This is a genomic window from Ferrovibrio sp. GW821-FHT12F09, assembly GCF_058806775.1.
The window spans coordinates 1,787,575-1,800,359 of the sequence record NZ_JBXAPZ010000001.1 but is presented as its reverse complement, the minus strand read 5'-3'; the positions used below and the strand labels follow the sequence as shown (position 1 = coordinate 1,800,359).

At 63.5% G+C, this 12,785-nt stretch carries 14 protein-coding genes; 1 reads left to right on the top strand and 13 read right to left on the bottom strand.

Translation table 11 applies throughout. The features are described from left to right. Positions 1-118: 118 nt before the first annotated feature. Complete coding sequence (locus AC1ROB_RS08920) at positions 119-916, bottom strand: protein-disulfide reductase DsbD domain-containing protein (RefSeq protein WP_492971545.1); 798 nt, start codon at positions 914-916, stop codon at positions 119-121. A 109-nt stretch (positions 917-1,025) separates the two neighbouring features. Here AC1ROB_RS08920 and AC1ROB_RS08915 point away from each other — a divergent pair, with 109 nt between their 5' ends. Further along, positions 1,026-1,613 (top strand): YqgE/AlgH family protein, encoded by a 588-nt coding sequence (locus AC1ROB_RS08915; RefSeq protein ID WP_492971546.1) that lies wholly within the window; start codon positions 1,026-1,028, stop codon positions 1,611-1,613. On the opposite strand, the gene AC1ROB_RS08910 is transcribed toward AC1ROB_RS08915, so the two are convergent. The 12 genes from AC1ROB_RS08910 to coxB form a co-directional block, all read right to left on the bottom strand. Next, positions 1,604-2,209, bottom strand: coding sequence for a GNAT family N-acetyltransferase (locus AC1ROB_RS08910; protein WP_492971547.1), 606 nt, complete (start codon positions 2,207-2,209; stop codon positions 1,604-1,606). The two genes, AC1ROB_RS08915 and AC1ROB_RS08910, sit on opposite strands and share 10 nt — an antisense overlap. 26 nt (positions 2,210-2,235) lie before the next feature. Further along, on the bottom strand, positions 2,236-3,498 hold the full coding sequence (locus AC1ROB_RS08905) for a M16 family metallopeptidase (protein ID WP_492971548.1): 1,263 nt from the start codon (positions 3,496-3,498) through the stop codon (positions 2,236-2,238). After that, positions 3,495-4,907, bottom strand: coding sequence for a threonine synthase (gene thrC / locus AC1ROB_RS08900; protein ID WP_492971549.1), 1,413 nt, complete (start codon positions 4,905-4,907; stop codon positions 3,495-3,497). The genes AC1ROB_RS08905 and thrC overlap by 4 nt, the downstream gene beginning before the upstream one ends. Before the next feature lie 8 nt (positions 4,908-4,915). Then, positions 4,916-6,406, bottom strand: coding sequence for a carboxypeptidase M32 (locus AC1ROB_RS08895; RefSeq protein WP_492971550.1), 1,491 nt, complete (start codon positions 6,404-6,406; stop codon positions 4,916-4,918). Between the two features lie 4 nt (positions 6,407-6,410). Beyond that, the gene (locus AC1ROB_RS08890) at positions 6,411-7,142 is read right to left on the bottom strand and encodes an SURF1 family protein (protein ID WP_492971551.1); all 732 of its coding nucleotides are present in this window, start codon (positions 7,140-7,142) and stop codon (positions 6,411-6,413) included. 4 nt (positions 7,143-7,146) lie between these two features. Then, positions 7,147-7,446: a DUF983 domain-containing protein gene (locus tag AC1ROB_RS08885; protein WP_493000180.1), complete on the bottom strand. Its 300-nt coding sequence runs from the start codon at positions 7,444-7,446 to the stop codon at positions 7,147-7,149. A gap of 92 nt (positions 7,447-7,538) precedes the next feature. Further along, the gene (locus AC1ROB_RS08880) at positions 7,539-8,348 is read right to left on the bottom strand and encodes a cytochrome c oxidase subunit 3 (protein ID WP_492971553.1); all 810 of its coding nucleotides are present in this window, start codon (positions 8,346-8,348) and stop codon (positions 7,539-7,541) included. Positions 8,349-8,371: 23 nt separating this feature from the next. Beyond that, positions 8,372-8,965, bottom strand: a complete 594-nt coding sequence (locus tag AC1ROB_RS08875) for a cytochrome c oxidase assembly protein (protein WP_492971554.1) — start codon at positions 8,963-8,965, stop codon at positions 8,372-8,374. Further along, positions 8,962-9,099 (bottom strand): cytochrome c oxidase system small membrane protein, encoded by a 138-nt coding sequence (locus AC1ROB_RS08870; protein WP_492971555.1) that lies wholly within the window; start codon positions 9,097-9,099, stop codon positions 8,962-8,964. The genes AC1ROB_RS08875 and AC1ROB_RS08870 overlap by 4 nt, the downstream gene beginning before the upstream one ends. Further along, positions 9,096-10,040, bottom strand: a complete 945-nt coding sequence (locus tag AC1ROB_RS08865; protein WP_492971556.1) for a heme o synthase — start codon at positions 10,038-10,040, stop codon at positions 9,096-9,098. Before AC1ROB_RS08865 ends, AC1ROB_RS08870 begins: the two co-directional genes overlap by 4 nt. A 30-nt stretch (positions 10,041-10,070) precedes the next feature. After that, entirely contained in the window at positions 10,071-11,690 is a 1,620-nt protein-coding gene (gene ctaD, locus AC1ROB_RS08860; protein WP_492971557.1) for a cytochrome c oxidase subunit I, read from the bottom strand. A gap of 31 nt (positions 11,691-11,721) precedes the next feature. Then, positions 11,722-12,606, bottom strand: a complete 885-nt coding sequence (gene coxB, locus AC1ROB_RS08855; RefSeq protein ID WP_492971558.1) for a cytochrome c oxidase subunit II — start codon at positions 12,604-12,606, stop codon at positions 11,722-11,724. Between the last annotated feature and the right edge of the window lie 179 nt (positions 12,607-12,785).

The following is a 12,785-nucleotide window of genomic DNA, read 5'->3' as shown; positions in this document are numbered from 1 at the left end:
CTCGTCTTGGTTTGAATCTTTGGCCGATCTGGCCATTGGAACGGCCGGGATAAAATGATCCGCCCGGCCACAGGATACAAGGGTCGGAATGGCCGGCAACCGGCCATTGTTTAGCGCCTCATGGCTGTACGACCAGCTCGGCACTCAGGGCCGGATCGACCAGCGTCAGACGCAAAGGCCGGCCGGTCGAGCCCGGGGACATGCTGACCGGTAATTCGAAGCGTATCTCGCGCCGGTCATTCATCAGGGCCACATGGGGACGCCCGAACCAGCTGTCCGGCGCGCCTTCAACAAACAGGTCCGGACTTTGCAGCGGTATCGTGCTGCGCAGGGCGACAATCAGCAGATCAGGTTTGAGCCGCAGTAGCTGCAGGCGCAGATCGGCAGTCGCTGCGGCCTGGGGTACGCGGGCCTGCCATTTGGCAAGCAATGCCTGATCGGCCAGCACGGACGCGCCAGCGCGATGCTGCACGCGGTCCATGCGTAATATACAGATATCCTTGCACACGCCATATTCGAGCGTCAGGTTCAGCTTGACCGGCTGTGCCGGATCCTGGGGTTCAATGCGGATCGGCAGCACCACTTCGTCGATGTAGCCATAGATGTCGTTATGGCCGAGGGGGATTCGTTGTGGTGCTGGCCACAATACATCCGCACGCGCCAAATTCTGCGAGGCCGACCAGTCGAACTGGGCCGGCACCCCGCCCTCGCCCGGGGTGCGCCAGTAGAATTTCCAGCCCGGGGCGAGTCGCACCGCCAGCCCAATCTCATCGGCGGCGCCCTGAACAAAAGCCAGGCGCACCGGCGCAGACGAGAACTGCAGCTCTTGCGTTGCAGCCGGTCGCGACCAAATGACAAGAAACGCTGCAATTCCAAGGGCGATACAGGAAAAGAGGTGGAAACGTGCGGTATTCATACAGCGACTCTGTCCTCTGGCCCGTCAATTGCAAGGGTTTCAGCAGGCCAGCCGGGTAGACAAGCCGACCGGCTGGGGTAACATTCAGGTGAAACCCGGAGGGTGACGCATGACGGGTACCAGCGAAAGCAAGGCGCTATCAGGTTATCTTGAGCGGCAGCTGCTGATTGCCATGCCGACGATGGGCGATGCCCGTTTCGACCGCACCGTAATCTATATGTGCTCGCACAATGCCGAAGGCGCCATGGGCCTGGTGATCAACAAGCCCTATCCCGGCCTGACCTTTCCCAATCTGCTCACCCAGCTCGGCATCGAACCTGCCGCCGATAACGACATTGTGGTCCGCCTGGGTGGCCCGGTGGAAACCGGCCGCGGTTTCGTGCTGCATTCCACCGACTACATGCGTCAGGGCAGCGTGAAGATCGACGAGGATAACGGCATCGGCCTGACCGCGACGCTGGATGTGCTGCGGGCGATTGCCAGCGGCAGCGGCCCGCAACGCAGCCTGTTCGCCCTTGGCTATGCCGGCTGGAGTGCTGGGCAGCTGGATACGGAAATCCAGGAGAATGCCTGGCTGGCTGCGCCTGCCGACCCGGATCTGATTTTCGAATCCGATCTCGATGCCCTGTGGGACCGTGCCGTGCGCAAGATCGGTATCGATGTGGCCAAACTGGCGACCGTGTCAGGTCACGCCTGACCTCTAGGCCCGTCCGGCAGCGGCGCATCATTGGCCAGCCGTGCATAGAGTTGATGATCGCGCCACACGCCATCGATCTTCAGGTATTCCCGTAACACGCCTTCGGTACGGAATCCGGCATGGGCCAGCAACCGGCGGCTGGGTGCGTTCTCCGGCAGGCAGGCCGCTTCAAGCCGATGCAGCTTCAGGGTTTCGAAGCAGTGCGTGGTCATGACGCGGAGAGAGTCTGTCATAAGGCCCTGGCCGATATGCGGCTTGCCGATCCAGTAGCCCAGCTCGCCGCATTGCGCCGCACCGCGCCGGATATTGGACAACGTGATACCGCCGACCAAACCATCGTTGCGCCGCAGATAGATGAAATAGGCTTCCCCGTGATCCTGCCGGCGCAACCGGTCGAACCATGTCAGCCGACGGCGGAAACCTTCGCGAGTGAGAGAGTCTTCCGCCCAGGTCGGCTCCCAGGGCTGCAGATGCTCGCGGCTGATGGCGCGCAGCGTGGCCCAGGCTTCGTAATCGTTGATTTCGGGCGAGCGCAGATAAATCCGTTCGCCATGCAGACTGGGGATAGCCGGAGGAAGGAAGCGGCCAAACAGCATCTGTTCGCCTCCCCCGTCCCGTCGCTTCAGCCGAACCGGGCCGCGAAGCGCGAATAACTCTCCAGCCGCTCGACCGGCCCCAATGCCGCCACCGTCGGCGGTGCAGAGCGCATGACCCGCTCGGCCACGCTCTGCACGGCCTTGGCATCCACCTGGTCGACCGCCGCCAGAACCTCGTCCAGATCGAGCGGGCGGCCAAACAGCAGCATCTGGCGGCCAAGCTGCTCGATGCGCGCACCGGAGCTTTCCAGCGACATCACCAGCCCGACTTTCAGCTGGGCACGGGCGCGCTGCAGTTCATCGCCATCGACCTTGCCGCAGATCTTGCTGAGCTCTTCGGCCAGAACCGGCATCAGCTCCGGCAGTTTCTCGCCGCCGGTGCCGGCATAGATCGTCATCAACCCGCCGTCGCGATAGGAGGACGGGTAGGCATAAACCGAGTAGGCCAGACCGCGCTTCTCGCGCACTTCCTGGAACAGTCGCGATGACATGCCGCCGCCAAGCACCGTGGCGTAGACCTGCATCGCGTAGTAGCCGGGATCGTCATAGGAGAGCCCGGGCAGCGCAATGGCGACATGGGCCTGCTCCAGATCGCGTACGGCCCGCTTCTCGCCGCCGCCGCCGTAAAGCGCCGTCTGCTGCGCCGGTCGCGCCATGCGGTTCAGGCCGCCGAACAGACGTTCGGCTTCAGCCATCAGCCGGTCGTGATCGACCGCGCCTGCCGCCACCAGAACAAGATTGGGGCCATGATAGAAGCGCGACAGGAAGCCCTGCAGGTCCTCGCGTTTCATGCCGGTGACGCGATCCACAGTGCCAAGGATCGAACGCCCGAGCGACTGCCCCGGGAAAGCGGTTTCCTGCAGATGGTCAAAGATGATGTCGTCGGGTGTGTCTTCCGACTGGCCGATTTCCTGGATGATGACTTCGCGCTCGCGCTCCATCTCGTCCTTGTCGAAGACCGAATGCTGCAGAATGTCGGCCAGGATATCGAGCGCCAGGCCGGTATCTTCGGCCATGACCCGGGCGTAATACGCGGTCTGTTCACGCGAGGTGAAGGCGTTCAGATGACCGCCCACGGCCTCGATTTCTTCGGCGATCGCCAGGGCCGAGCGCCGCTCGGTGCCCTTGAAGGCCATATGCTCCAGCATATGGGCGACGCCGTTGATCTCGGGCGTCTCGTCGCGCGCGCCGGCATCGACCCAGATGCCGACGGAGACGGTCTTGACCTGCGGCATGGCCTCGGAGACCACGCGCAGACCGTTGGAAAGAGTGCCGATACGAACTGTCATGTTTTCACTCTACGCGTTTCGATGAAATCGCGCACCTTGGCATAATCGTTGGCCAGAACGGTCTGTCGTTCGGCCCGGTCGAACAGGTCGGCCAGGCGCGGCGGCAGGGCCGGATGGCGGCCGGTAGCAGCCTCGACAGCGGCCGGGAATTTTGCCGCATCGGCGGTGGCCAGGGTCACCAACGGCGTTTCGGCCGGCAGGGCCCGGGCAGCACGCTGCTCGGCGGCGACCACCAGGCCAACGGCTGTATGCGGATCGACCAGCAGGCCGTTGCCGGCCTCAAAGGCCATCTTCAGCATGGCTTTCGTCTTGGCCTCATCGGCCTTGCCGGCGGCGAACAGTTGTTTGGTCTCGGCGAGCGCATTGGGCGACACCGTGAAACCGCCATTCTTGTCCAGATCGCTCATCAGCCGGCGGATTTCGGCGCCGTCGCGACCATGCATATCGAACAGCAGGCGCTCGAAATTGCTCGCCACCTGGATATCCATGCTGGGGCTGATGGTCGGCTCGACACCGCTTTTGCGGTACTCGCCGCCAGCGATGAAGCGCGCGAGAATGTCGTTGCGGTTGGTGGCGACGATCAGTTTGGCAATCGGCAGGCCCATCTTGGCAGCGCAATAGCCGGCGAAGATGTCGCCGAAATTGCCGCTCGGCACGCAGAAGGCCGGCGCACGATCCGGGCCGCCCAGGCTGAGCGAGGCGGTTACGTAATAGACGATCTGGGCCATCACGCGCGCCCAGTTGATCGAATTCACGGCCGTGAGGCCAACCGTGTCGCGGAAAACGGCATCGTTGAACAGCGCCTTCACCATCGCCTGGGCATCGTCGAAGGTGCCTTCCAGCGCAATGGCATGCACATTGGCATCGGCAACCGTGGTCATCTGTCGGCGCTGCACGTCCGAGACGCGGCCATGTGGGAACATGATGAAGATGTCGAGATTGGCGCGACCGCGGCAGCCCTCGATGGCGGCCGAACCGGTATCGCCCGAGGTGGCGCCGACGATGGTGGCGCGCTTGCCCGACCGCGCCAGCGCCCAGTCGAACAGCCGGCCGAGCAGTTGCAGCGCCACATCCTTGAAGGCCAGCGTCGGCCCGTGAAACAGCTCCAGCACCCAGTCATTATCGCCGCTCTGACGCAGCGGCACGACCGCCTGATGCCCGAAGGTGGCATAGGCCTCATCGATCATGCGCTGCAGATCGGTATCGGGGATGCTGCCGCCGACGAAGGGTTTGATGACGCGGAAGGCAACCTGCGCATAGCTCAGGCCCTGCATGGCGCGCCAGTCCGCCATGGAAAACTGCGGCCAGCTTTCCGGCACATACAGGCCGCCATCGGTGGCGAGGCCAGCCAGCAGCACACCCTCGAAGTCGAGGGTTGGGGCCTGGCCGCGGGTGGAGACGTAGCGCATGGCGGGACTCAGTTCAGGTAGCGGGCTTTGAGATGCGCCTTGAAGGCGGCAGTGCTTAAGGGCTTGCCAGTCGCCTGGCGCAGCAGTTCATCGGTGGTGAGCAGCGCACCCTTGCCATGCACATTCTTGCGCAGCCAACGGAGCAGCGGCTTGAAGTTGCCCTTGGCGATACCGGGCAGGATCGTCTTGTCCTGCTCCTTCGCCGCGGCAAACAGTTGCGCGGCCGACAGCGCGCCCAGCGTATAGGTCGGGAAATAGCCGATCGAACCAACCGCCCAATGAATATCCTGCATGCAGCCGACGCTGTCGCTGGGGACTTCCACACCGAGCAGGGTCTGCATGCCATCGTTCCAGGCATAAGGCAGGTCGGCCAGCGGCAGGTCGTCGCTCAGCATCGCCTGCTCCAGGCGGTAGCGCAGGATGACATGGGCCGGATAGGTGGCCTCATCGGCATCGACGCGGATCAGGTCGGGTTTCACGCGTGCATAGATGCGCTGCAGGTTGGCATCCGACCAGGCCTCGCCAGTGCCGCCAAACGCCTTGCGCAGGACCGGGCCGGCATAGGTGAGAAATTCCATGCCGCGGCAAACCTGCATCTCGACCAGCAGGCTCTGGCTTTCATGCAGGACCATGCCGCGCGCCTCGCCTACCGGCTGGTCGCGCCAGGCCTTGGGCAGGCCAAGCTCGTAAAGCGCATGGCCGGTCTCGTGCAGCACGCCCATCAGCGATTTGGTGAAATCGGCTTCCTCGTAGCGCGTGGTGATGCGCACATCGTCGGGAATGCCGCCCGTGAAAGGGTGCAGGCTGACATCCAGGCGGCCGTGATTGAAATCGAAACCGAGCGCCTTCATGAATTTCAGACCGACGGCGCGCTGGGTCTCGACCGCGAAGGGCCCCTGCAGCGGCAGCGGCTCGGGCCGCTTGGCCTGCTTGCTGAGCGCCTTGTCGATAAACCCGGGCAGGAAGCCGCCCAGGTCGGCAAACAGCTTGTTGATCGTCTCGGAGCGGCCGCCGGGTTCGTATTCATCCAGCAGGGCGTCATAAGCCCCAAGGCCGAAGGCCGCCGACTTCGCAGCCGCCACCTCACGGGTCAGCTCCAGCACCGGCTTGAAGGCTTTGGCGAAACTCTTGAAATCGTCGTTGCGGCGCGCCTTGCGCCAGACCATTTCGCAGGCCATCGAGGCCTTCGAACGCGCTTCCACCAGTTTCGATGTCAGCGCCGTGGCATGGCGCCACTGCCGGCACATCTCGCGCAGGTTGGCGCGCTGCCAGTCGGTCATGCCCTTCTGCTGGGTTTCGGCCTCGCCCAGCATGTCGCCCAGACTGGGGTCGGTGATCCATTCGTGGCGCAGCACATTCAGGGTCGCCATCTGCTCGGCACGCGCCCTGGCGCCACCCTCGGGCATCATGGTCGACTGATCCCAGCCCAGCATGGCCAGCGCACCGTTCACCGCACCGATACGGTGGAATTGCTGCTCCAGGGCCTTGTAGCGCTTCATGGGTTCAAGCCTTCGTGCCGGCGTCGCGTCCCCGCCGCCGATGCCATAGCACATAAATCACCGCCAGCACCACGGCACCGCTGTACCAGGTGAAGGCATAGGACAGGTGATTGTTGGTAAAGCTGAGCCGGGTATGGCCCGGCCGTGGCCAGCCGCCCGGCACGGTCACACTGGCATCGGCATCGATGAACAACTGCGGCGCATCGCTGATGCCCGCCGCCTTCAGCATCCCCGCCGCGTCGCCCGAATACCACAGGTTCCGCCTCAGATCGTTTTCGGGGGTGAAGGCGCCCTGGTTCCACGGGGCCCGGGCAATGCCGGTGATAACCTGCTCGCCCTCCACTTGCCCCTGCAGGCGGCGCGCCGGCTCCTTGTCCTCGGCCGGCACCCAGCCGCGGCTCACCAGCACATGGCCCGGCGCATCGGTGCGCTTGAGCAGGGTGATGATGTGGTAGCCGAAATTGCCACGCTCGGAATGCGCCAGCAGATGGAATTCCCTGTCGTGGTCGAATACGCCTTTGACCACCACGCGACGGTAATTCCAGGCTTCGGCATCGACCTGACCGACCGGCAGCGGCACCGGATCGGCCTTCAGGCCCTGCTCGACGCTTTCAATCAGGTCGAGCTTCCACAGCAGGCGCTGGACCTGCCAGCTGCCCAGGAAGAGCAGCAGGATGAGGGCGGGAATGGTGAAGAGGGTCGGCCAGAAGGCCGGCCGGAAACCAAGAATCGTCAACGGGTCACTCGCGCAGTAATTCGATATCGGACGACGCCTTGTGGCGGTATTGCTGGGCGATCAGCACGCCCTTGAACGGTCGCAGCATACCGATGGCGCCACCCAGAATAAGTGGGGTCCAGAGCGCCATATGCAACCACATCGGCGGCTCGAACCGCAATTCGACCCAGAGCGCCAGGCCGACCACAATGAATCCGAGGATCAGGATGACAAAGACGGCGGGGCCATCGCCGGAATCGACCGTGGCGTAATCCAGGTCGCAGGCCGGGCAGCGCGGTTTGACCGTCAGCAGCCCGTCGAACAACGGGGCCTCGCCGCAGCGCGGACAGCGGCAGCGAAGCCCCGTGGAGAACGACGATAGCGGCGGATAATACGGCACCGCCATCGGACTGTGGCTCAATGGGCGGCCGGTGCGCCCGAACCCCACCAGTAGATGGCGGTGAACAGGAAGAGCCAGACCACGTCGACGAAGTGCCAGTACCAGGCGGCCGCCTCGAAGCCGAAATGATGGTCGGACTTGAAGTGGCCCTTCATGGCGCGCAGCAGGCAGACCAGCAGGAAGATGGTGCCGACGATGACATGGAAGCCGTGGAAGCCGGTCGCCATGTAGAAGGTCGAGGCATAGATGCCATCCGTGAAGCCGAAGGCAGCATGGCTGTATTCGAACGCCTGGCAGGCGGTGAACAGCACGCCGAGGATCACGGTCAGCGTCAGACCCTGGATCAGGCCCTTGCGGTCGTCATGCAGCAGCGCATGGTGCGCCCAGGTCACCGTGGTGCCCGACAGCAGCAGGATCAGCGTATTGACGAAGGGCAGTTCCCAGGGGTTGAAGGTCTCGATCGTCGCCGGCGGCCACTGGTGACCGATCGCCTCGGTCGGATAGAGCGCAGCGCCGAAATAGGCCCAGAACCAGGCAACGAAGAACATCACTTCGGAAGCAATGAACATCACCATGCCGTAGCGCAGATGCAGTTGCACCACCGGGGTATGATGGCCGTCATGCTCGGCTTCGCGGATCACATCGCGCCACCAGGCGGCCATCGTGTAGAGCACGATGACCAGGCCAGGCACGGTCCACAGGTAGCTGTGGCCATGGAAGGCATAGACCGAGCCGATCGCCAGCACGAAGGCGCCCATCGAACCGATGAACGGCCACGGGCTCGGATCGACAAGATGATAATCGTGGTTGCGGGCACTACTGGCCATATCAGACCCCCTGGTTACAAACGCTAGTTGGTGGAGCCGGCCGCAATGCTGCGGTCGGAAAGGCGGGTTTCATCCGGTTTGCGGAAGAAGGTGTAGCTCAAGGTAATCTCGACGACGTCACGGGTCGTCGGATCTTTCAGGATGTCCGGATCGACGAAGAAGGACACCGGCATGTCGACGCTCTGACCGGCCTGCAGGATCTGCTCCTCGAAGCAGAAACAGGCGATCTTGTTGAAATACTGGCCGATCTTTTCCGGCGTTACATTGAAGCTGGCCTGGCCGGATACGGCGCGCGCGGTGGGATTGGTGGCGCGATAGAAGATCAGCGTCTCCTCACCCGGCTTCACCACCACCTGGCGCTGCACCGGCTGGAATTTCCACGGCATCCCCGGCGCGGTATCGGCATTGAAGCGCACAGTCACCGTGGCTTCATCGTCACCGGTCGCGCCCGGCGCAGCCTTGGCACGCAGCGGCGTACCGGCAAAGCCCGTCATGCGGCAGAACAGGTCATAAAGGGGGGCCGAGGCGAAGGACAGCCCGATCATCACGGCAAAGACCGCAGCGCAGCTGAGAGCCACGCGGCGATTCTTGCGTTGCTGTTCAGGCGTCAGGCTCATGCCGGCTGCATCCCCGTCATCTTGGCGATGGTGATGAAATAGAACAGCAGCACCAGGGCGAACAGCACCAGGGCGAGTGCAACATTGCGCGCCCGGCGGCGCTTGGGATCGTTCTGCTGCGACATGGCGCTCATGCTCCCCAGCCAAGCCCGCGCTCGGCAAGCAGCAAGGCGAAGAGCAGGAACAGGTAGAGGATCGAATAGGCGAACATATGCTTGGCGGCCCGGTCGCCCGTGCTGCGCCAGATCCGCAGGGCGAGCGCCAGGAAAATCACCCCGAGCAGCGCCGTGGCGCCACCATAGAGCGGGCCGGCAAGGCCAAGCGCCCAGGGACTGAGCGTCACCGGCACCAGCAACAGGCTGTAGATCAGAATCTGGCGACGCGTCTCGCGGTCGCCGGCCACCACCGGCAGCATCGGCACGCCGGCGCGGGCATAGTCGTCCGAACGATAGAGCGCCAGCGCCCAGAAATGCGGCGGCGTCCACATGAAGATGATGGCGAACAGCAGCAGCGGCAGCAGGGCGAGATCGCCGGTAACGGCAGCCCAGCCGATCATCGGCGGGAAGGCGCCGGCGGCGCCACCGATCACGATGTTCTGCGGCGTACGGCGCTTCAGCCACATCGTGTAAATGAAAACATAGAAGCCGATGGTGAGCGCCAGGATGGCGGCGGCGACCCAGTTGACGCCCAGGCCCATTACAAGGATGGAACCGGCCGACAGCACGCAGCCGAAGCCGAGCGCTTCCTCGCGGCTGACGCGGCCCTGCGGGATCGGACGACCCTGCGTGCGCTGCATCACCGCATCGATATCGGCGTCGTACCACATGTTGATCGCGCCGGACGCGCCGGCGCCGATGGCGATGCAGAGCAGCGCCGTGATCGCCAGGGTCGGATGCAGATGGCCGGGCGCCAGCACCATACCGACCAGGCCGGTGAAGACGACCAGCGACATCACGCGCGGCTTGAGCAGCACGAGATAGTCGGCCGGCCGGGCTTCACCCGTCTTGCCGTAAGCGCCATCGAGGCCGGCATTGCCGGCCTCGTTGCGCTCCGAAATGTAACTGGCGTCGGACACCCGTTGACTCCTGGGGCTGGAGCGCCGGCCTTACTTGATGACCGGCAGCTTTTCGTACTGGTGGAACGGCGGCGGCGAAGACAGCGTCCACTCCAGAGTGGTCGCACCCTCGCCCCACGGATTGTCAGCGACTGCCTTCTTCTTGATGAAGGCATAGATCACCGAACCGACGAAGAACAACGTCGAAGCGAACGAGATATAGGCACCGATCGAGGCGACGTAATTCCAGCCGGCGAAGGCATCCGGATAATCCGGGATACGACGCGGCATGCCCTGCAGGCCGAGGAAGTGCATCGGGAAGAACAGCAGGTTCACGCCAATGAATGTCGTCCAGAAGTGGATCTGGCCTGCCGTCTCGCTCAGTTCGTAGCCCGACATCTTGCCGAACCAGTAATAGAAACCGGCGAAGATGGCGAACACGGCGCCGAGGCTGAGCACGTAGTGGAAATGCGCCACCACGTAATAGGTGTCATGCAGGTAGGTATCGACGCCGGCATTGGCGAGCACCACACCGGTGACGCCACCGACCGTGAACAGGAAGATAAAGCCGATGGCGAACAGCATCGGCACGGTGAAGCGGATCGAACCGCCCCACATCGTCGCGATCCACGAGAAGATCTTCACGCCGGTCGGCACTGCGATCACCATGGTGGCCGCAGTGAAATAGGCGCGCGTGTCAACGGCGATGCCGGTGGTGTACATGTGATGCGCCCAGACGACGAAGCCGACGACGCCGATGGCGACCATGGCATAGGCCATGCCGAGATAGCCGAACACCGGCTTCTTGGAGAAGGTCGAGATGATCTGGCTGATGATGCCAAAGCCGGGCAGGATCAGGATGTACACTTCGGGATGGCCGAAGAACCAGAACAGATGCTGGAACAGGATCGGATCGCCGCCGCCTTCAGGCTTGAAGAAGGCGGTGCCGAAGTAGCGGTCGGTCAGCAGCATGGTGATGCCACCGGCCAGAACCGGCAGCGACAGCAGCAGCAGGAAGGCGGTGACCAGCACCGACCACACGAACAGCGGCATCTTGTGCAGGGTCATGCCCGGCGCGCGCATGTTGAAGATGGTGGTGATGAAGTTGATCGCGCCCAAGATCGAGGACGCGCCGGCGATATGCAGGCTGAGGATGGCGAAGCCGACCGCAGGACCCGGGTGGCCGACATCCGACGACAGCGGCGGATAGATCGTCCAGCCGCCGCCCATGCCGAGACCGCCAGCCGGGCCTTCCACCACGGTGGAGAGCAGCAGGCAGCCGAAGGACGGGATCAGCAGCCAGAAGGAAATGTTGTTCATGCGCGGGAAGGCCATGTCCGGCGCGCCGATCATCAGCGGCACGAACCAGTTGCCGAAACCGCCGATCATCGCCGGCATGACCATGAAGAAGATCATGATCAGGCCATGGCCGGTGACCAGAACGTTGAACAGGTGATGGTTGCCGCCCAGGATGCCGTCACCGGGATTCATCAACTCGGCGCGCATCAGCACCGAGAAGAAACCGCCGATCAGACCCGCCATGACGGCGAAGATCAGGTACAGCGTGCCGATATCCTTGTGGTTGGTCGAATACATCCAGCGGCGCCAGCCGGTGGGCAGATGATGTTCGTCGTGATGGTCGTGGGCCGCGTGGGCGTGAGCCTGAGCCATGACGTTCCCCTACTCTCTCAGTTCAGTGCGGTTACTGGGCGACGCGCGCGTCGGCGAGACGCGGCGACACACCATCGACGGTGGCGAATTTCTGTTTCGCTTCCTCGGCCCACTTCGCGTAGGCGTCCTTGGAAACGACCTGCACCTTGATCGGCATGTAGCCGTGATAGGCGCCGCAGATTTCCGAACACTGGCCGTAATAGGTGCCTTCGCGCTCGGCGCGGAACCAGGTCTCGTTGGTGCGGCCTGGCACGGCGTCCTTCTTCACGCCGAAGGCCGGCATGGCCCAGGCATGGATGACATCGGCAGCGGTGATCAGCAGGCGCACATTGGTGTTCACCGGCACGACCACCACATTGTCGGTCTCGAGCAGGCGATGCTGGCCCGGCTTGATCTCGGCTTCAGGAATGATGGTGGCATCGAAGGTGAAGTTGCCATTGTCGGGATATTCGTAAGACCAGTACCACTGCTTGCCGATCGCCTTGATGGTCAGTTCGGCCTTGCTGGTCTTGTCGCCGAAATACAGCAGCTTGAACGACGGCACCGCGATCACGATCAGGATCAGGATCGGCACCACGGTCCACAGCACCTCGATCAGGGTGTTGTGCGAGGTCTTCGACGGCACCGGATTGGCCGAGGCGCGGAAGCGCCACATCACGTAGATCAGCAGCACCAGCACGAAGAGGGTGATCAGCGTGATGACCCACATCAGCAGGTCGTGGAACCGATGCATGTCGGCAGCGACGGGGCTGACAGCGGGCTGCATGCCGAGCAGCCAGGGGGCCGGAAGCCCCGGGGTCTGTTCGGCGGCCATTGCGGCGCCCGACAGCATGACAGCAAGCGCTGCCCCGAAACCGGCCATGGCCGAAAGACGACGCGCGGCCCAGCGGACGGCCGCAAACGAATTCCACCCCATCGTGCAATACCCTCGCTAATGACTTGGGAGTCTAACTCTTTCGAGGCCGGACCATACACCGGCCCATGACGGTCGCCCAGTCTGCCGGCGGCGGTCCAAGGGCTTTCTGCGACGATTTGTCGCTCCGCCCCGAAAGCCCCCCGCCTGACCCCCTTAAGCATTGATTTGGCTTGCGCTTG